This is a genomic window from Patulibacter sp. NPDC049589 (genome assembly GCF_040675535.1).
GTDB lineage: Bacteria > Actinomycetota > Thermoleophilia > Solirubrobacterales > Solirubrobacteraceae > Patulibacter.
This window is the reverse complement of the sequence record NZ_JBFAPC010000120.1, coordinates 1-17648: the sequence shown is the minus strand read 5'-3', so window position 1 is coordinate 17648 and position 17648 is coordinate 1. Positions and strand designations below refer to the sequence as shown.

Below are 17648 nucleotides of genomic sequence, written 5' to 3'. Positions count from 1 at the left end.
GCGGCGGTCTGCTCGGAGCTCATCGTCGCGCCGAGGAACACACCGTGCTCCCACGACGTCGCCTCGCGCACCAACGGAAGGACCGTGGCGCGGCGACCGCCGAAGAGGAACGCGTCGATCGGCACACCGGCCGGGTCCTCCCAGTTCGGGGCGATCGACGGCGCCTGCGACGCGGCGACCGTGAACCGCGAGTTCGGATGCGCCGCCGGGGTCTCGCTGTCGGGCGTCCAGTCGTTGCCGTGCCAGTCGATCAGGTGGTCGGGCTTCTCGTCGGTCAGGCCCTCCCACCAGATGTCGCCGTCGTCGGTCAGCGCCGTGTTCGTGAACAGCGTGTCGGACTTGATCGCGGCGATCGCGTTGGGGTTCGTCTTCTCGCCCGTGCCCGGCGCGACACCGAAGAACCCGGCCTCCGGATTGATCGCGTAGAGCCGGCCGTCCTCACCGAACTTCATCCACGCGATGTCGTCACCGATCGTCTCGACCTTCCAACCCGGCAGGGTCGGGATCAACATCGCGAGGTTCGTCTTCCCACACGCCGACGGGAACGCACCGGTGACGTACTTCACGACGCCCTCGGGCGACGTCAGCTTGAGGATCAGCATGTGCTCGGCCATCCAACCCTCGTCCCGCGCCAGGACCGACGCGATCCGCAGCGCCAAGCACTTCTTGCCCAACAGCGCGTTGCCGCCGTAACCCGAGCCGTAGGACCAGATCTCGCGGGTCTCGGGGTAGTGGACGATGTACTTCGTGTCCGCATTGGTGGGCCACGGTTCGTCCTGCTGGCCGTCCTCGAGCGGCGCGCCGATGGAGTGCACGCATGGGACGAACTCGCCGTCGGTGCCCAGCACCTCGAGGGCCTTCTCGCCCATGCGGGTCATGATCCGCATCTGGACCACGACGTAGAGCGAATCGGTGACCTGCACCCCGATCTTGCTCTTGTCCGACCCCAGCGGGCCCATCGAGAACGGCAGCACGTACATCGTGCGGCCCCGCATCGATCCGCGGAAGACCTGGTCGAGCTCCGTACGCATCACGGACGGCTCGCGCCAGTTGTTGTTCGGGCCGGCCTCCGCCTCGGTGGCCGCGCAGATGAACGTGCGGTCCTCCACGCGCGCGACGTCGGAGGGGTCCGACCAGGCCAGATAGCTGTTGGGGCGCTTGGCCTCGGAGAGGCGCGTGAAGGTGCCGGCGTCGACGAGCTCCTGGCAGAACCGGTCGTACTCCTCGGCGGATCCGTCGCACCAGACGATCTCGTCGGGCTGCGTCAGCGCCGCGGTCACGGAGACCCAGGCGCTGAGCTTGGGGTGGTAGAGGCTGGGGGCCGGCCGGAGAGTCGGGTGGGTCATCGTCGTGCACCTCGTTCGCGAATGTCCCGTTATCTTATGAGAACGTAAGCACGTAAGATTTGCGACCGTGACACATCGAGGGATCAGCGGACTGGACCAATCGTGGGCGCCGCTCTGGTGGGCGGCCAACACCGAGGTCCAGCATCGTCTGAGCGAAGCGGAGATCTCGCAGGCGTGGCGCCCCGACGCGATCCACGAAGCCGCCTCGGCGATCGCCGACGGCTTCGCGGAGCTCGATGCGGTGGCGCACGGCACCGTCGGGCTGCGGGTCAGGGGTGCCGGCGTCGACGTGCTGATCGATGCGACCGTGCGGCTGCTGGCGGCCACCACTGCCGTGACCTTCGGCATCGAGGGCGGCGGACGCAACCAGGTCCAGCGGATTGGCATGCTGGTTGGTCGCCGGCTGGATCACCACGAGGAGGCCGTCGTTTCGCTCCGGTCCAGCTATGACCTCAAGCTCGAGGACGCCCGGCGTGCCGCGAGTGTTGCGCTGACCACGTTGGCGGAGACGCCCAGCGTGTGGGATGCGCTGCCGATGCGGCACTTCGAGACCGCGGCCGTCGATCTCGCGTCGATGATGATCCGTGCCGCAGGCAACCTCGAGCGCGTCGGTCAGGCCGTCTCAGCCCCGCAGGAGTGTCCTCTGGCGGTGCGCTTGTCATTGGACGGCGTCATCGGCGAGATCGCCGAACGTGCGGAGGAGATCGCGGCCGACCGCGGCGGCGACGAGATCGGAAGGCACCTCGAGGCCGCCGCCGACCTGGCTGGTGCGACGACGGTCGCCGGCCACCTCGAACAGGGCCTGCCCGAGGACCACGCCCCCGAGGTCCTCGCCATTCTCCGCGATACGTGGCTGCAGATCGCAGGCCATCACTACTGCGCCGTCGAGCTGCTCATCGTCGAGGCGAGGGCACCGTCGTTCGCGCACCGCTTCACCACGTTGAAGGGTGCCGTCGCGGGCGAAGCACTGGAGATCCTGCGCAACGCGCGGCTCTGCGACCGGCCCGAGGCGGTCGCACATGGACGCGCGCTGCACCACCACGGTCTTCGCATCGCGCCCGCTCGGGCAGCCTACGCGCAGGGCGCCCGCCGGTCCGAGCCGCACATGACCGAGATCACCGAGCGGATCGCCCTGGACTGCCTGACGCGCGCGACCGTGGCGCTGGTCTGCCTCGCCGAGCGCCCGGCCCCCCCGCGCCCGGCCCTCGCGACGCAGCGGCAAGGATCGGTAGCACGGCAACGCCTGCTGCCCCCCGAGGGCGGCCCGGTCACTGTGGGCCGGGCGGGTGCTGCAGGGCGCTGAGGAGGTGCGCGGCGATCTGTTGGGGCGTGGGTGGGCAGCCGGGGATCCGGATGGCGACGGGCAGCAGGTCCTCCAAGGGTCCTGCCAGCTCCGTGTCGAGCCCCAGGACGTTGCAGCCCAGGGCGCAGTCGCCCAGCGCGGCGACCAGGCGCGGCTGAGGTGCGGCTCAGGGACGTGGCGCAGAGCAGGACTGCGGCATCAGCGAGCGCCCCGTCGAGGACCGCGAACGTTGCTCAGCAGATACGCGCAATCCACGTACCACTGACGCTCGAGAAGATCGTCGGACTGCGCCCCGCGCCGGTTGGCGTAGCGCCGGAGATCGGTGCGACCGCCGACGGCGAGGATCGCACCCGTCATGGCGTGACGACGGTCGGCGAGCTGGACCAGCGCTGCGGTCCCGTCAGTGCGGACCCGGATGATCTCCGCCACCGCGGTGCCCAGGAGGACCTCGGGGTGTCCGGCCTCGCCGAACGCGTCGTCCCACGGACGCACGGTGAAGTGCCGGAGACGATGGCGCATGAGCAAGGGAGGAGAGAACATTGCGCCTAAGTATAGAAACTTCAAGGATTTTAAGATATAGCCCGTGCCGATTCCCATCCGGCCCCGGGCTCGCCGATCAGGACCGCGTGGTCAGCGGGGAGGGGTCCGTCAGCCCGTTGAGGTCGCCAAGCAGGTCCCGGGTCTCCTCCAGGTGTGCACTGAGGATCTGCTTTGCCGTTTCCAGCAGCTGAAAGATCCGGGGGTCCTTCACGCGGTAGTAGACGCTCGTGCCGGCGCGACGGCTCTCCAGGATGCCCTGCTTGCGCATCGCCGTCAGGTGCTGCGACGTGCCGCTGGAGTCCAGGCCCAGGGCGGCCTGCAGGTCACCGACGGTGCGCTCGCCGTCACGCAGGAGCTCGAGGATCCGCACGCGGGCCGGATGGCCGAGCAGTCGAAAGAAGTCGGCTTTCAGCCGATAGATCGGGCCGGTTCCGTGGGAGCTGGGCTGATCGAGATCCGGGCACATGCTGGTTGCAGAGTACCAGCCGCCGGACCTTTATCTTAGAAAGTTATAAGCTCAACAGATGCGCAACAATGGACCGCGGGTCGAAGCGAAGCGGCGGGAGCCGAGTTTCGGCCGCGTGTTCGCCGCTGTGTGGGGAGGAATCCTCGTGACCGTGCTCGTGATCGCGCTCACGTCCGGCGGTTCGGCGTGGTGGGTCATCGCGGAGACGGCCACCTGCCTGATCGCCGTCGCGGTGATCTTGTACGAGCTCAGCCTGCTGCTCGACGACGAGGAGAACGACGAAGAGCAAGCGCCGGCACCCGCGATGGCCCCGTCGGTCGTCAACCCGCGCGCTGTGAAACGACAGCAAATCGACACCGGTGGCGACAGTAGAACGAGACCGATCCCCTGGCGAAACGAGGTACGCGCGGGGGAGTGCTCGATAGGCCTCGGTATGAACCTCAACCGCCGCCGTTTAACCCTCTCCCCTCGCGGAGGACCAAGGGTGCTTGACGCTTGACTAGAGGCCCTTGGGATGACGAACGGTGTACGGGGAGGTGCTGCGGGGGGTGGCGTTCCATCGGCTGCCGTAGACGCCTGATCGGCCGCTGGTGTCGTAGCGCACTCCGCCGACCGTCATGAACATGTGACCGGGGCTGGTGTAGATGGTGACCCACTTTCCCGGGCCCGGCTCGCCCCAGTTCTCGAACCCTCCCGATGCCAGTGGTGCGTCCATGAGACCGGCGCCGGCGAGGGCGTAGCTGACCGAGCCGGAGCAGTCGTAGGCGGTGTCGATGAAGTCGGCGCCGTGGCCACCGCCGTAGACGTACGGGAACCGGGCGATCGCGTTGGCGCTGCCGATGATCTGCGCGACCTTCTTCGGTGCGTCTGCAGGGACGCGTGCGTTGCCCTTCGCGGTCAGGGTCACCGCGCCGCTCGGGCCGGTGCTCGTCTGGTCCTCCGACGCCTCGCGCTGGACCTCCTTCATGGCTTTCAGCTCCGCACGGATCTCCTCGTCGGAGGGCGCTCCGGGGGAGATGGAGTACTCGTCGTTCGTCGCGGGGACGGCGTTGCGGGCTCGTACTCCGCGGGCCGCGGACTTGGTGGGGACCGGAGCGGCAGGCCCACGCGCTGCACCGGGGGGGAGGGGTGAGGACTGCGCGGCCTCGGCATCGTCGGAGACGTTCTGCAGCTGCGCGGCGAGGACCGGCTTGGATGCCGAAGCTTGCGCCGGCGGGTCACCGGCGCTTCCGCAGCCGACGATCGCGCCGGCCCCTCCCGCTGCTGCAGCCACCGCGCAGACCAGGGTGAGACGTCGGCGCCGAGGGTGCGTCATCATCGAACCGCGACCCTACAGACCGTAAAAGCTTGCGTGGGGTCGACTACGGCGGCCGGTGCGCCTTCGGTTCGCTTCCCGGCCCGCAGTTTGCGTTGCATCGACGGCGCACGGGGCCCCGCCGTCGCCGCATGTCCTACAGTGCGTAAAAGATTGGTTGTGGGCATGCCACGGCCTCTCGATGCCTGCGCCGCAGGCTGCGGTCTCGCAGGATGCGGACCGTTCCGGACCCCAGTTCCCCACAAAGGTGTCGGATGATCAAAGACTCCATCTCGCAGTGCGTCGGTGACACGCCCCTGGTTCGCCTGAACCGGTGCTTCCCGGATTCGCAGAGCGATGTGATCGCGAAGCTCGAGCTGATGAATCCGCTGGGCAGCGTCAAGGACCGGCCCGCCCGGTTCATCATCGAACGGGGCCTGCAGGACGGCTGGCTGCGACCCGGCGCGCACGTGGTGGAGAGCACCTCCGGCAACCTTGGCGTGGCGCTCGCTGCGATGTGCCGCCTGCACGGGCTGTCGTTCGTTGCCGTCGTCGATCCGAAAACCGCCGGCGCGAACCTGCAGATCCTCGAGGCGCTCGGCGCGAGGATCGAAATGGTCACCCGTAAGGACAGCCAGGGCGGATATCTCGAGACCCGGATCGCCCGCGCGAAGGAGCTGGCCGACGAGCTGCCCGACGCGGTCTGGATCAACCAGTACGCCAACGAGCTCAACTGGCTCGCGCACTACCACGGCGCCGGCGAGGAGATCGCGACCGCGATCGACGGCCCGATCGACTGCCTCGTCGCGGCGGTCAGCACGACCGGCACGATCCTCGGCGTCGCCCGGCGGCTGCGACGCGATCACCCGAACCTGCGTGTCGTCGCAGTCGACGCCGTCGGATCCGTCATCTTCGGCGCCGACCCTGGTCCGCGCGAGCTCCCCGGCTTCGGGTCCAGCCGGGTTCCCGAGCTCCTGTGCGAGGCGGAGATCGACGATGTCGTCCATGTCGACGACGCGGACTCCGCCCACGGCTGTCGCCGCCTGGCGCACGAGGAAGGAATCCTCGCCGGCGGATCGTCCGGTGCGGTGATCGCCGCCGTCGAACGGCTCCTGGAGCCGGCCGGCCGACCGGCGCGGATCGTCGCGCTGCTTGCGGATCGCGGTGACCGCTACCTCGATCTGGTCTACAACGACGACTGGCTGGAGCGGGTGCAGGTCCCGATCGCCGCCTGAGCGGGCCGCATGCGGCAGCTCGACCTGCGGCTCCTCTGGGCCGCCCAGTTCCTGAACACCGCGGCGCTGATGATGCTGGTGCCGGTCATGCCCTTCTACGTCGAGGACCTCGGCGCGGAAGGCACCGGCGCCGTGGCGCTCTGGGCCGGCGCGGCACTCGCCGCCCCTGCGCTCATGCTCACCGTGAGCACCCCGCTGTGGGGGTGGGTCGGCGACCGCATCGGCCGGCGATGGATGGTCGTGCGGGCCCTCGTGGGCCTCGCGCTCAGCATGGTCGTCGTCGCCGTGGCGCGCGACCCTGCCGTCCTCGTCGCCGGACGGCTGCTGCAGGGCGCGCTCGGCGGCGTCGTCGAGGCGGCCACCGCGTTCGTCTCCGGCGAGAGCGACGACGAGGACCTGGGGGCGATGCTCGGCCGGTCCTACACCGCGACCGCCAGCGGCGCGGTCGTCGGGCCGATCGCCGGTGGGGTGCTGCTCTCCGGCGGCGAGCTGCGCCCGTTCATGCTGGTGGTCGCCGCGCTCTCCGGCGTGATGGCCGTCCTCTGCGCGATCGCCCTGCGCGGCCGACGACGCACGCGGACCCAGACGTCGCGAACGCCGTTCTTCCGGTCGCTGCGGGACGTCGTCACGACGCCGGGGACCCGAAGCCTGCTGGGCGCCGGGTTCCTCGGGCACCTCGCGATCTACGGCCTGGTGCCGGTCTTCGCCCTGCAGGTGCGAGGGCTGCTCGACGACCCGGCCGACGCCGGCACCTGGGTCGGCATCCTGCAGGCCCTCACCTGGAGCGGCGCGATCGCGGGGTCGCTGTGGTGGGGCCGCCGCAACGACCGCCTCGGCACCCCATCGACCATCTTTCGCGCTGCTGCCCTCGGCTGCGCGGCGAGCATCCTGCTGCAGGTCGTCCCCGCCGGCCCGCTGCCCCTCGTGGCGCTGCGACTGGTCCAGGGATTCTGCTTCGCCGCCCTTGCGCAGAGCGTCTTCCTGCACGTCGGACGGCACTCGGCGGCCGACGCGCGCAGCACCCGGGTGGGTGTGGCAAACAGCTTCCTTCTCGCCGGGCAGGTCGCCGGGCCGCTGCTCGTCGGCCTCGCCCTCCTCGTCCTCTCGCCGAGCGTCACAATCGTGCTGCTCGCCGGCTGCGCCGCAGCCGCCGCACTGCTCGCCGGCCGCACGGTCCGGGGCACTGAAGCTGCGCCCGAGGCGTCGCAGCCCGCTCTCGTCACCTCGCAACGCGACCCGGCGAGAGATCGCCCGGGTCAGGTCGGGCCGCGACGGCCCGGAAGGGGCCCTCTGCAGTCTGGCCGGCCGCGCCCGCTTGCTCCGTTGGCCGCGGTGCTCGGCGTCGCCGCCGTCGGAGGCCTTCTCCTTCTCGGCCTCCGCGGCAGGCGTGTTCCCGTCTCCGTGCCCCCCGGCGGAGCTGCGACACCGGTCGCGTCCACGGACTGACGAACGGGTCGGTAAGCCGGCGCGGGTGGGGTCAGCCGCGGCGCATCATGCGGCCGACGGCGGCCATGAGCTCGTCGGTGCGCTCGAGGTCCTGGGTGCCGTCGGCGTGGTGCACGCAGGTGCGGGCGTGGCCGTCGAGCAGACCGAGAGCGACCTTGTCCAGCGCGGCCTGTACGGCCGAGATCTGGGTGAGGACGTCGATGCAGTACCGGTCGTCCTCGACCATTCGGTCGATGCCGCGGACCTGGCCCTCGACGCGCTTGAGTCGCGCCCGCAGCTGGTCCTTCGTCGCGGAATAGCCCCGCACCGGGGCGGTCGTGGTCTCTGCGGTCGACGCCATGAACCTCATTCTACCCATACCCCAGGGGGGTTCCAAGGGCCAGCGCAGGACTGTTCCGAGATCACCTTGCGTATACCCCCGGGGGGTGTGCTACGTTCTGCCCGTCGCATACCCCCCACCCGTATCCAAGGAGACCTCAGGATGAGCCAGACGACCGAGACGACCTACCGCGTGCAGGGCATGACCTGCGGGCACTGCGAGCTGTCCGTCCGCGAGGAGGTCGAAGAGCTCGGGGGCGTGGAGTCCGCCGTGGCCGACCGCGCCAACGGGACGCTGATCGTGGGGGGCTCCGCCCCCCACGACGAGATCCGCCGGGCCGTAAAGACGGCCGGCTACACCCTGCTGGACTGACCGAAGCGCTCTGACATGAACGTCCCCACCAAGCTCGCCGCCTTCACCGCCGGCCTGGCCCTGACCTTCGGCGCCGCCACCGGCGCGGGCGCGCTGCTCGACCCCACCGACAGCACCGCCGCCCCCGGGCACCGCGCCGCCGAGAAGGCCGGCGGGCATGGGGGGAGCCACGAGACGCCCGCCGCACCGCGCGGCACCGCCGCGGCACTTCCGGGAGGCCTCTCGAGCACCCAGGACGGATACACCCTGACCGCAGAGCGCGCGACGCTGACCGCGGGCGAGCGGTCGACGTTGCGCTTTCGCGTGATCGGCCCGGACGGACGACCGGTCCGCGGCGGCTACGAGGTCGAGGCCGAGCGGGAGATGCACCTCATCGTCGTGCGCCGCGACGGCACCGACTTTCAGCACCTGCACCCCCGCCGCGAACCGGACGGCACGTGGAGCACCCCGCTGACCCTCTCCGCGGCCGGTAGCCACCGGGCGCTGGCGGACTTCACCATCGACGGGGTCCGCCGCACCCTCGGCATCGACCTGCAGGCCCCCGGCACCTTCACCCCGACCGCGGCTCCGGCCGCCACGGACCGCGCGCGGACCGACGGGTTCGGGGTGCAACTGGTATCCGGGCCGGTACGGGCGGGCCGCGAGACCGCGCTGCGGTTCCAGGTCACCCGCGACGGCCGGCCCGTACAGGCGCTACAGCCCTACCTCGGGGCGCGCGGCCACCTCGTCGCGCTGCGCGACGGCGACCTCGCCTACCTGCACGTCCACCCCGACGAGCACGCGGCCGTCGGCGAGATCCCGTTCGTGGCCGAGTTCCCCAGCGCCGGCCGCTACCGCCTCTTCCTGCAGTTTCAGACCGGCGGCCAGGTCCACACCACGCCGATGACCGTGGAGGTCACCCGATGAGCACCCCGACCGACCACCTCGCCTCGCAGCTCGAGCTGCCCGTCACGGGCATGACCTGCGCCTCCTGCGCCAACCGCATCGAGCGGCGGCTCAACAAGCTCGACGGCGTCCACGCGACGGTCAACTACGCCACCGAGAAGGCCGCCGTCCGCTTCGACCCCGACACCGTCGCGCCCCGCGACCTCGTCGACGCGGTCGAGGCCGCCGGCTACCACGCCACCCTCCCCGCCACCCCCGGCACACCCGCGACCCCGGAGCTCGAGGACGACGACCCGTCGCGGCCACTGCGCGTCCGGCTGATCGGCTCGGCACTGCTGTCGGTGCCGCTGCTGTTGATCTCGATGATCCCCGCTCTGCAGTTCGAGTACTGGCAGTGGCTCGCGCTGCAGCTGGCGACCCCGGTCGTGTTCTGGGCGGGCTGGCCGTTCCATCGCGTCGCATGGCTGAACCTCCGCCACGGCACCGCCTCGATGGACACCCTGATCTCCGTCGGGACGCTCGCCGCCTGGCTGTGGAGCGTCGCGGCGCTGTTCTTCCTCGGCGCCGGCGAACCGGGCATGAAGATGGGCTTCGACCTCGTCCTGGACCGCTCCGCCGCGACCGACCACATCTACCTCGAGGCCGCCGGGGTCGTCACGACGCTGATCCTCGCCGGCCGGTACTTCGAGACGCGCGCCAAGCGCCGCGCCGGCGCCGCGCTCCACGCCCTCATGGCCCTCGGAGCGAAGGACGCCACCATCCTCGAAGCCGACGGCACCGAACGGCTCGTGCCGATCGAGCAGCTGCAGGCCGGCGACCGGTTCGTCGTGCGCCCCGGCGAGCGGATCGCCACCGACGGCACCGTCACGGACGGGCACTCCGCCGTCGACGAGTCGCTGCTGACCGGCGAGTCCGTACCGGTCGAGAAGGCACCCGGCGACTCCGTCGTCGGCGCCAGCATCAACGCCGGCGGCCGCCTCGTCGTGCAGGCCACCCGCGTGGGCTCCGACACCGCACTGGCCCAGATCGCCCGGCTCGTCGAGGACGCCCAGACCGGAAAGGCCCCGGTGCAGCGCCTCGCGGACCGGATCTCCGGGATCTTCGTGCCGATCGTCCTGGTGCTCGCCGTCGCGACCCTCGGGTTCTGGCTCGGCGACGGCTCCAGCGTCGCCTACGCCTTCTCCGCCGCCGTCGCGGTCCTCATCATCGCCTGCCCCTGCGCCCTCGGACTGGCCACCCCGACCGCCCTCTTGGTCGGGACCGGCCGCGGCGCGCAGCTCGGGCTGCTCATCAAGGGCCCCGAGGTCCTCGAGTCCACCCGCCGCGTCGACACCATCGTCCTGGACAAGACCGGCACCGTCACCACCGGCCAGATGCGCCTCATCACCGTCGTAGCGAGCGCGGGGGAGGACCCCGACCACGTTCTTCGCGTCGTCGGCGCGCTGGAGGCCGCCTCCGAGCACCCCGTCGCCCGCGCGATCGCGACCGCCGCGCGGAGCGCTGCCCCGGAAGGCCTGCTGCCGTCGGAGAACTTCGAGAACCGCGAGGGGCTCGGCGTGCAGGGCATCGTCGACGGGCACGCCGTCGTCGCCGGCCGCCCCACCCTCCTGCAGGAATGGGCGATGCCGCTCGGCGACGAGCTCCGGCGCGAACTCGAGGAGCATCAGGCCCTAGGCCGGACCGTCATCGCCGCCGGCTGGGACGGCCGGGTCCGGGCGCTGCTCGTCGTCGCTGACACCCCGAAGGACACCAGCCGCGAAGCGATCGCCGCCCTGAAGGGCCTCGGGCTGCGTCCGGTGCTGCTCACCGGAGACAACGCCGCCACCGCCCACGCCGTCGCCCGCGACGTCGGCATCGACGAGGTCATCGCCGACGTCCTGCCGGCCGAGAAAGCCCAGGTCGTCCGCCGGCTCCAAGGCGAGGGGCGGGTCGTGGCGATGGTCGGCGACGGCGTCAACGACGCCCCCGCCCTGGCGCAGTCCGACCTCGGCCTCGCGATCGGGACCGGCACCGACGTCGCGATCGAGGCGTCGGACCTCACGCTCGTCTCCGGCGACCTGCGCGGCGCCGCCGACGCGATCCGCCTGTCGCGCAGGACGCTGCGCACGATCCGCGGCAACCTCTTCTGGGCCTTCGCCTACAACGTCGTGCTCATCCCCGTGGCGATCGCCGGGCTCCTGAACCCGATTCTCGCCGGTGCGGCGATGGCGCTCTCCAGCGTCTTCGTCCTCACCAACTCCCTACGGCTGCGGTCCTTCCGCACCCAGCGCACCACCTGACCACGTCGGCGGCCGGGTCCGATCGGTCCCGGCCGTCGCGCGGTAGTCGCGCGGTAGGGGTCAGTGGTGGTGGCTGTGGCCGTCTCCGTCGGCCAGCGCATCGGGCGGCAGGCGACCGACGAGCACGGCGGCCAGGGCGGTGGAGAGCGGGACGGAGAGCACGAGCGCGGCGCTGCCCACCAGCGTCGAGACGATCGGTTCGGCCAGGCGTGCGTCGTTGATCGCGTCGCTGAGCGTGACGCCGTTGGCGGACGCGATGAGGAGCAGCGGCAGCGTGGCGCCGGCGTAGGCGAGGACGAGGGTGTGGATCGTGGCCGAGAGGTGATCGCGACCGACGACGAACGCCTCGCGGTAGAGGCCGCGGGCCCCGAGCGCGGCATTGGCGCGGTGCAGCGCGGCGACGGTGGAGACCTGCGACACCACGGTGTCGGTCAGGACCCCGAGCGCCCCGATCACCATCCCGGCCAGCAGGATGCCCTGGAGCGGGAGCTCGCCGCCGCTCTGCAGCGTGAAGGCGCTGAGGTCCCCGTCCTTGCCGTCCAACCCGGCGAGGTCGGTCCAGAGGGTCCCCAGCAGCGCCGCGGCGACGAGGGAGACGCCGATGCCGGTTACCGCGGCGAGACTCTGCGCCGTGATCCCGTAGGTCAAGAGGGTGGTGACGAACATCACCGCCAGCGCCCCGACGGTCGCAACCAGGATCGGTGAGCTGCCGTCGAGGATTGCGGGCACCAGCCAGAGCACCACGAGGGAGAGGCTCATCGCGGTGCCCAGTAGCGCGAGCAGCCCTCGTCCGCGGGCGACGATCGCTCCCAGCAGCGCGAAGAGGACCGCCAGTGCGACCACCGGCGTTCGGCGGTCCACGCTGCTGAACGCGTAGGACGGCTCCTGCGGCCCGGCCTCGGGAGCGACCGGGACGCCGGCGTTCTGGTCCGCCATGCGGACGCGCTGATCGACCTGCAGGTCGGGGCTGACCTCTGCGGGTCCGAGCACGACGTCGACCTGCAGGCCCTTGTCCGGGCCCTCGTCGATGCGGATCTTCGCGGTGCGGCACTGCTGCTTCGTCGGCCCGCCGCAGGACGCCGACCGAACCTCGGTGACGGTGCCCGCGATCGTCTTGACGCCGGCACCGGCGACCTTCGGGCCCTGCCCGGAGGGCCACAGGACGATGAGTCCGACGACCGTCAGGACGGCGACGACGGCGACGACACCGACCAGGAGCCGACCTGGTCGCGAGGCGGTGATCGTTCGCAGCGCCCCAAGTCGTGCTCGTCCGTACTGCCTGGGGTTCACGTCGTGTCCTTGGGTCGGATGAATCGTGCGCCGGCAATACAGATGGCGAGCAGGACGAGGCTGGTCCACTGGGTGTTGCTGAGCCCCAGCGCGAGGTCGGGGCTGTCGCCGCGAAGGAAGAACTCGAAGAACCGTCCGATCGCGAAGAGGCCGAGCACGAACCACGCGAGGCGCATCGGCTGGCGGAAGTGGTGACGCAGCGGCCAGGCGACCGCGAGGATGAGCAGTGCGAGCAGGACCTCGTAGAGCCCACCGCTCTGGTACGCGAAGCGCGGATCGGGGGTCAGTGCGTCGGGGTGGGAGTTGCGGACCGCGAGCAGGAAGGTGCTCCGCTCGCCGTAGTGCTCGCCGTTGATGACGTCGCCGATGCGGCCGATGGCCACGCCCAATGGCAGGCCGGCGGCGATCGCGTCCAGGTAGCGGGTGCTGAGGCCGGTGCGCCAGACGTACCCGGCGACCAGGACGCTGGCGAGGATCATCCCGCCGTCGAAGGTGTAGCCGTTGGTGCCCACGAGGGTTCCGGGGTCCACGATCCCGGCCGGGTCGTGCTCGGCGAGGTAGAAGAGGCGGGAGCCCACGAGCGCACCGACGGTCAGCAGGATCCCGAGGGTGGTTACCGGCTCGGTCGGGAGTCCACGCTCCCGAAGCCAGAACGCGGCGGCCCAGCCGCCGGCGATGATCCCCAGCGCGATCGTCAGGCCGTGCCAGGCGATGGTGAGCGGTCCGAGGTGGATCTCTGGCGGGATCCCGATCGTGATGATGGCGAGCACGGCCTACGCCCCGCTCGGCGGAGTGGTGCCGGGATGTCGAGCGGACCACGTCTCAGCACAGGCCTGGGAGCAGAACGCGGGGGACGCCTCGTTCCCGGGAATCCGGACCGCCTGCGTCGCGTCGACGGCGAGGTGACAGACCGGGTCGATGTCCAGGCGCCCGGGTGGTCCGACGTCGGTGACGCGCTGGGCGCGGTAGAGCGAGACCGGTGGGCCGGCGTCGTGCAGGGTGTGCTCGCCGATGCCGATGAAGTCGATCTGCCCGCGGTCGGTCGCCTGCCGGGTGCTCGAGGTGGCTATCACCTGTCCGCGCTGGGCGTGCTCGGCGACCCGGGCCGCGACGAGGGCGGCCGGACCGGACCAGCGGCCGGCGTTGAGCACCCCGGATCCGGTGTCCAGGCCGACGCGCACCGCTGGGTGGCCGTGGCGGGTGAACGTGTCGACCGCGTCGAGGCTGACGGTGACCGCGTCGGTCGCTCGCGCGAGGCGCAGCATGACGGCGTCGCCGATGGTGTCGACGTACTCGCCGCCGTAGATGGTGAGCGCCTGACGCAGGTGTTTGGCCAGGTCGGCGGGGGGGACCTTGGTGCCGTGAACGTCTGCGAAGACGAACGTGTGCTGGTTCATCGCGTGATCCGAGATGGGCGGCCCGAAGGGCCGGAAGGGCGTAGGAGACGGGCCGGCGCGTCAGGCCGCCGCTGCGGTGCAGGAGGGGCAGGTGCCCCGGTCTCCGGGGTCGACGGTTGTCGACCCCGGAGCAGGAGGCGCTCAGGCGGCGGGGACGCCGCCTGCGGGCGACGGGCTGCCGTACCACTGCTCGCGCCAGGAGTTCATCTGCTCGATCTCCTTCTTCTGCGCGGCGACGATCGCGGTGGCGATCTTCTTCAGCTCCGGGTCGCTGCCCTTCGCGATCTCCGCCTGGGCCATGCGGATGGCGCCCTGGTGGTGGGGAATCATCTCGTCGATGAACGCCCGGTCAAACGGCTTGGCGTCCTTCAAGGTCCCCATCTCCATCGACATGCCCATGTCGTCCATCGAGAGACCGAGGGTCTTCGCGGCGGCGGTCATCGAGCCGTGATCCATCGACTCGCCGTCCATCGGCATCGCGGCCGGCGTCACGTTCAGGCGCTTGGCGATCGCCTTCATCTGCGCGATCTCCGGTGCCTGTCCGGCGATGATCGACTTGCCGAGCTCGCGGATCTGCGAGCGCTCGCCCTGGGCGGGGGCGTAGCCGGCCATGTCGACGGCCATCTCGTGGTGGGGGATCATCTGCGACACGAACGCCTTGTCGACGTCGACGGCGGACGCAGACGTCGCGGCGGTGGTGCTGCCCATGTTGTGGCCGTTGTGGCCGCCGCCGGCGGAGGTGTCGGAGTCGTCAGAGCCGCAGCCGGCCACGGCCAGGGCGCCGGTGAGCGCGAGCGCCAAGACGCCCGTTCGGGTGTTGAAGTGCTTCATGGATGTGGGTCCTACGGTCGGGATCGAGGGTGTGCACCCGCAAGGGCAGGCGCGGCGGGACGTGCGGCAGGCGCACGCCTCGATCACCGTCGAAGGACTCCGAGACGGAGGAACAGCACGACCGGGGGTCCGGCTCGAGCGCGGATGAGCGGGGGGTGGTGCGTCAGGGCGTCGGTGAGCCTGAGGACCGGCGGGGCCCCGACGTGGGTGCGCCGACGGCGACGGCGACGGACACCCGCGTAGACCACGGCGATCGTGGTCCCGGCGGCGATGATGCCCATGCACATCGCCGCGACGTGGTCGGAGTGCATGCCCTCCATCGACATGCCCTCGGGCATCCCGTGATGGACGGCGATCGAGCCGCCGAGCCCGAGCACCACCAGCGCGATGAGCAGGCGGCGGCGCGAGCGCTGCAGCAGCGCCCGGATGCGCAGAGCGCTCACCGAGCCGTCCCCTCAGAGACCATGGCCACACCGTGACACGCCTCGTGCCGCGGCGCGAGGCCGCAACAGATCGCGGACGGCATACCCATCAGGGGTACCGTACCCGTGAAGGCTTTCCCGACGCTGAAGACCTGGACCGGCAACCGGGCCGCACAGCCCACGGTCGTTGCGGTGGGGGCTACTGACCATCGAGGCGCAGTTGCCAGGTGCGGCCACCGTCGTCGGAGCTTCGAACCGAGTTGTCGTGCAACGCGACGAGCAGCTGGCCGTCTGCGGCGGCGGCCGCGGCAGGCTGGCCGCCAACGTCGCCGACCGCCGTGAACCGGCGGCCGCCGTCCGGGCTGGCGTACACCCGACCGTTCGCGTCGACCAGCACCAGTCGCGGGCCCCACGCCAAGAGTCCCACGAGGTCTCCGCGCACCTTCGTCCACGTCCGGCCGGCGTCCTTTGAGCGTGCCAGGCCCTCGTCGCCGGAGACCATGACGTGGTTGGGGTCTCTCGGGTCGATCGCCAGGTCGCCGACCGTCCCTGGCGGAGCGCTGCGTCGCCACCGCTTCCCGCCGTCGCTGGAGACGAGGAGCGCCCCGTCGCTGGAGTTCACGCCGTAGATGCGCCGCCCCGATGCGCGCAGCACGTGGAAGTCAGCCTTCCCCGACAGGGACAGCGACCTCCAGCTCTTTCCCGCGTCGTTGGACTCGATGAGCCCGAGGTTGGCGGGCTGCCCGGCACCGACGGCCGGGTGCCCCGAGCCGAGGAACCGATCGGCGCCCAGGACGGTGAATCCCATCGTGTCCTGGCGCAGCTCGCTCAGTCGCTCTGCGCGCCGCTGGCCGGGCGCGGCTCGAAAGAGCCCTGAATGGGTCGCGACGATCAGCGCGTCGTCGGCGGGGTTGACGCCGATGCCATGGATGTGCGACACGACGTCGTCGCTGATCACCAGGCCGGTACCCGTGCCGGGGGCCGCGGCGCCCGGCTCACGGTCGCCGCAGCCCGAGAGGATCAGCAGCGGTAGGACGGCGAGGAGCGTCCTGCGGCTCATCCTTGGATCCCTCCGGTCGTGGCCAGCGCGCGGCCGCCGAGCAGCCGCCACATGGCCTCGAACTGCCGCGGCGTCCATCGCTCCGCGGTGCCCTTCAGCGGGTTGGACACCGAGATCGTCCCGTTGCGGGTGATGCCGTGCAGCACGACGGTGTGCTCGTTGAAGTTCACCTTGATCGCCTTGCCTTCTGGGGAGGTCCACCGGCCGTACGGTCCGTCGCCGAGTCCGATCCACGCGAGTACCGCATGCCCGGTACGCAACCGCCGGTAGAGCGCCTCGACGGTCTTGCCGGTCAGGTTCTCCAGGCGCACCCGATGCCGGCGGGCGAGCGCGGCGATCGGTCCGGGATAGACGCCGAAGCCGCCGGCGACTCCTCCGCCGGCCGGTCGGCCGACGTACCCGCGGTCCGGGTCGCCCCACCGCATCCCCGCGCCGCTGCCCGTCGGGTCGAGGGGCCCGGACCGGGCGAGCTGCCGCTGCAGGGTGAGCTGGTCCACCGAGGTACCTACGGTCCGCAGGAGGATCGAGAGCGCCGCGGTCTCGCAGTTGTTGCGCAGGCGCTGCTTGAGGATCGGGGCGGTGATCGTCGAGGACACCACGCGTCGGGGGACCTGCACCACGCCGCCCCCCAGCGCCGCTGCGCTGACCGCCGCGCGGACCCCGGCGTCCCGGTCCAGGTCGAAGGTCACCGTCGCTCGCCCCTCGCGCACGCGTTCGGCCTCCGGGATGCGGGAGCGGACCGCGGCGCGCAGCGCATTCTGGTCCAGCCGTCCGTCGGCATCGAAGCGCGCGAGTGCGAAGGACCCGAGCTCGCGGCTGCCCGCCAGGACCCGTACGACCGACGGCTCGTTCGAGGCCGTCGTCGTGGCTGCAGTGCTGCGGGCCGGCTCGGCGTCATTGGACATCGAAGCCGCCCACGCCAGCACCGCGAAGGTCAACACGACCAGCAGGACGATGCCGGGGATCAGCAGACGGTGATGCGTGGACATCGGGCGAGGTGCGCGCGGGGGAGGGGACTGCACCCAGCAAATCCTACAGATCGTCGGACTTCGCTACGCTCCCCGCTCCAATCCCTACAAGCTGTCGGAGTTCCAGCCATGAGCACCATGACCAAGAACTGGGATCGCCACGTCCTCGATGGCGAGGCGGTCGCCCGCTGTCCC

Annotated in this window: 19 protein-coding genes and 1 pseudogene; 7 read left to right on the top strand and 13 right to left on the bottom strand. The window is 71.0% G+C overall.

Translation table 11 applies throughout. The annotated features are described in order from the left end of the window. A partial coding sequence (locus AB0L40_RS19575) for a phosphoenolpyruvate carboxykinase (GTP) (RefSeq protein WP_364358376.1) occupies positions 1 to 1346 on the bottom strand: 1346 nt, incomplete at its 3' end. 67 nt (positions 1347 to 1413) lie between these two features. Here AB0L40_RS19575 and AB0L40_RS19570 point away from each other — a divergent pair. Continuing rightward, positions 1414 to 2649, top strand: a complete 1236-nt coding sequence (locus tag AB0L40_RS19570) for a hypothetical protein (protein WP_364358373.1) — start codon at positions 1414 to 1416, stop codon at positions 2647 to 2649. On the opposite strand, the pseudogene AB0L40_RS19565 reads toward AB0L40_RS19570, so the two are convergent. The 3 genes and pseudogenes from AB0L40_RS19565 to AB0L40_RS19555 all read right to left on the bottom strand — a co-directional run. Beyond that, a pseudogene (locus tag AB0L40_RS19565) lies at positions 2615 to 2803 on the bottom strand (hydrogenase); the annotation flags it as partial. The gene AB0L40_RS19570 and the pseudogene AB0L40_RS19565 sit on opposite strands and share 35 nt — an antisense overlap. Before the next feature lie 44 nt (positions 2804 to 2847). Then, positions 2848 to 3189: a hypothetical protein gene (locus tag AB0L40_RS19560; protein WP_364358370.1), complete on the bottom strand. Its 342-nt coding sequence runs from the start codon at positions 3187 to 3189 to the stop codon at positions 2848 to 2850. Between the two features lie 76 nt (positions 3190 to 3265). Further along, a complete protein-coding gene (locus AB0L40_RS19555; protein ID WP_364358367.1) occupies positions 3266 to 3655 on the bottom strand; it encodes a metalloregulator ArsR/SmtB family transcription factor in 390 nt (129 codons plus the stop codon). Between the two features lie 58 nt (positions 3656 to 3713). On the opposite strand from AB0L40_RS19555, the gene AB0L40_RS19550 reads away from it, so the two are divergent. Next, positions 3714 to 4154 (top strand): hypothetical protein, encoded by a 441-nt coding sequence (locus AB0L40_RS19550; RefSeq protein ID WP_364358364.1) that lies wholly within the window; start codon positions 3714 to 3716, stop codon positions 4152 to 4154. Here AB0L40_RS19550 and AB0L40_RS19545 read toward each other — a convergent pair whose 3' ends face one another. After that, the gene (locus AB0L40_RS19545) at positions 4155 to 4973 is read right to left on the bottom strand and encodes a hypothetical protein (RefSeq protein ID WP_364358361.1); all 819 of its coding nucleotides are present in this window, start codon (positions 4971 to 4973) and stop codon (positions 4155 to 4157) included. Positions 4974 to 5224: 251 nt separating this feature from the next. Here AB0L40_RS19545 and sbnA point away from each other — a divergent pair, with 251 nt between their 5' ends. After that, positions 5225 to 6184 carry a 2,3-diaminopropionate biosynthesis protein SbnA gene (gene sbnA, locus AB0L40_RS19540; RefSeq protein ID WP_364358379.1) on the top strand — a complete coding sequence of 320 codons (960 nt, stop codon included), beginning with the start codon at positions 5225 to 5227 and terminating at the stop codon, positions 6182 to 6184. Between the two features lie 9 nt (positions 6185 to 6193). Continuing rightward, complete coding sequence (locus AB0L40_RS19535; RefSeq protein WP_364358358.1) at positions 6194 to 7630, top strand: MFS transporter; 1437 nt, start codon at positions 6194 to 6196, stop codon at positions 7628 to 7630. A gap of 31 nt (positions 7631 to 7661) precedes the next feature. On the opposite strand, the gene AB0L40_RS19530 is transcribed toward AB0L40_RS19535, so the two are convergent. Continuing rightward, positions 7662 to 7970, bottom strand: coding sequence for a metal-sensitive transcriptional regulator (locus tag AB0L40_RS19530; protein ID WP_364358355.1), 309 nt, complete (start codon positions 7968 to 7970; stop codon positions 7662 to 7664). Positions 7971 to 8111: 141 nt separating this feature from the next. On the opposite strand from AB0L40_RS19530, the gene AB0L40_RS19525 reads away from it, so the two are divergent. Genes AB0L40_RS19525 through AB0L40_RS19515 form a run of 3 tightly spaced genes read left to right on the top strand, consistent with a single transcriptional unit; the run spans position 8112 to position 11485 of the window. Beyond that, positions 8112 to 8321 carry a heavy-metal-associated domain-containing protein gene (locus AB0L40_RS19525; RefSeq protein WP_364358352.1) on the top strand — a complete coding sequence of 70 codons (210 nt, stop codon included), beginning with the start codon at positions 8112 to 8114 and terminating at the stop codon, positions 8319 to 8321. 15 nt (positions 8322 to 8336) lie between these two features. Further along, complete coding sequence (locus tag AB0L40_RS19520) at positions 8337 to 9227, top strand: hypothetical protein (protein ID WP_364358349.1); 891 nt, start codon at positions 8337 to 8339, stop codon at positions 9225 to 9227. After that, positions 9224 to 11485, top strand: a complete 2262-nt coding sequence (locus AB0L40_RS19515) for a heavy metal translocating P-type ATPase (protein WP_364358346.1) — start codon at positions 9224 to 9226, stop codon at positions 11483 to 11485. Before AB0L40_RS19520 ends, AB0L40_RS19515 begins: the two co-directional genes overlap by 4 nt. Before the next feature lie 60 nt (positions 11486 to 11545). On the opposite strand, the gene AB0L40_RS19510 is transcribed toward AB0L40_RS19515, so the two are convergent. The 7 genes from AB0L40_RS19510 to AB0L40_RS19480 form a co-directional block, all read right to left on the bottom strand. Beyond that, positions 11546 to 12775 (bottom strand): YibE/F family protein, encoded by a 1230-nt coding sequence (locus AB0L40_RS19510; protein WP_364358343.1) that lies wholly within the window; start codon positions 12773 to 12775, stop codon positions 11546 to 11548. Next, a complete protein-coding gene (locus AB0L40_RS19505; RefSeq protein ID WP_364358340.1) occupies positions 12772 to 13545 on the bottom strand; it encodes a prolipoprotein diacylglyceryl transferase family protein in 774 nt (257 codons plus the stop codon). The genes AB0L40_RS19510 and AB0L40_RS19505 overlap by 4 nt, the downstream gene beginning before the upstream one ends. Before the next feature lie 3 nt (positions 13546 to 13548). Then, positions 13549 to 14172, bottom strand: coding sequence for an adenylate/guanylate cyclase domain-containing protein (locus tag AB0L40_RS19500; protein ID WP_364358337.1), 624 nt, complete (start codon positions 14170 to 14172; stop codon positions 13549 to 13551). Positions 14173 to 14313: 141 nt separating this feature from the next. Continuing rightward, on the bottom strand, positions 14314 to 15003 hold the full coding sequence (locus AB0L40_RS19495) for a DUF305 domain-containing protein (protein ID WP_364358334.1): 690 nt from the start codon (positions 15001 to 15003) through the stop codon (positions 14314 to 14316). A gap of 83 nt (positions 15004 to 15086) precedes the next feature. Beyond that, the gene (locus AB0L40_RS19490; RefSeq protein ID WP_364358331.1) at positions 15087 to 15446 is read right to left on the bottom strand and encodes a hypothetical protein; all 360 of its coding nucleotides are present in this window, start codon (positions 15444 to 15446) and stop codon (positions 15087 to 15089) included. Positions 15447 to 15624: 178 nt separating this feature from the next. After that, positions 15625 to 16485, bottom strand: coding sequence for a F510_1955 family glycosylhydrolase (locus AB0L40_RS19485; RefSeq protein WP_364358328.1), 861 nt, complete (start codon positions 16483 to 16485; stop codon positions 15625 to 15627). Further along, positions 16482 to 17474, bottom strand: coding sequence for a C39 family peptidase (locus AB0L40_RS19480; RefSeq protein ID WP_364358325.1), 993 nt, complete (start codon positions 17472 to 17474; stop codon positions 16482 to 16484). Before AB0L40_RS19480 ends, AB0L40_RS19485 begins: the two co-directional genes overlap by 4 nt. Between the last annotated feature and the right edge of the window lie 174 nt (positions 17475 to 17648).

Excerpts from the sequence above, each read along its gene's own strand:
- AB0L40_RS19560 (WP_364358370.1), bottom strand. The coding sequence starts at position 3,189 with ATGTTCTCTCCTCCCTTGCTCATGCGCCATCGTCTCCGGCACTTCACC.
- AB0L40_RS19555 (WP_364358367.1), bottom strand. The coding sequence starts at position 3,655 with ATGTGCCCGGATCTCGATCAGCCCAGCTCCCACGGAACCGGCCCGATC.
- AB0L40_RS19550 (WP_364358364.1), top strand. The coding sequence starts at position 3,714 with ATGCGCAACAATGGACCGCGGGTCGAAGCGAAGCGGCGGGAGCCGAGT.
- AB0L40_RS19545 (WP_364358361.1), bottom strand. The coding sequence starts at position 4,973 with ATGATGACGCACCCTCGGCGCCGACGTCTCACCCTGGTCTGCGCGGTG.
- sbnA (WP_364358379.1), top strand. The coding sequence starts at position 5,225 with ATGATCAAAGACTCCATCTCGCAGTGCGTCGGTGACACGCCCCTGGTT.
- AB0L40_RS19535 (WP_364358358.1), top strand. The coding sequence starts at position 6,194 with ATGCGGCAGCTCGACCTGCGGCTCCTCTGGGCCGCCCAGTTCCTGAAC.
- AB0L40_RS19530 (WP_364358355.1), bottom strand. The coding sequence starts at position 7,970 with ATGGCGTCGACCGCAGAGACCACGACCGCCCCGGTGCGGGGCTATTCC.
- AB0L40_RS19525 (WP_364358352.1), top strand. The coding sequence starts at position 8,112 with ATGAGCCAGACGACCGAGACGACCTACCGCGTGCAGGGCATGACCTGC.
- AB0L40_RS19520 (WP_364358349.1), top strand. The coding sequence starts at position 8,337 with ATGAACGTCCCCACCAAGCTCGCCGCCTTCACCGCCGGCCTGGCCCTG.
- AB0L40_RS19515 (WP_364358346.1), top strand. The coding sequence starts at position 9,224 with ATGAGCACCCCGACCGACCACCTCGCCTCGCAGCTCGAGCTGCCCGTC.
- AB0L40_RS19500 (WP_364358337.1), bottom strand. The coding sequence starts at position 14,172 with ATGAACCAGCACACGTTCGTCTTCGCAGACGTTCACGGCACCAAGGTC.
- AB0L40_RS19495 (WP_364358334.1), bottom strand. The coding sequence starts at position 15,003 with ATGAAGCACTTCAACACCCGAACGGGCGTCTTGGCGCTCGCGCTCACC.
- AB0L40_RS19485 (WP_364358328.1), bottom strand. The coding sequence starts at position 16,485 with ATGAGCCGCAGGACGCTCCTCGCCGTCCTACCGCTGCTGATCCTCTCG.
- AB0L40_RS19480 (WP_364358325.1), bottom strand. The coding sequence starts at position 17,474 with ATGTCCACGCATCACCGTCTGCTGATCCCCGGCATCGTCCTGCTGGTC.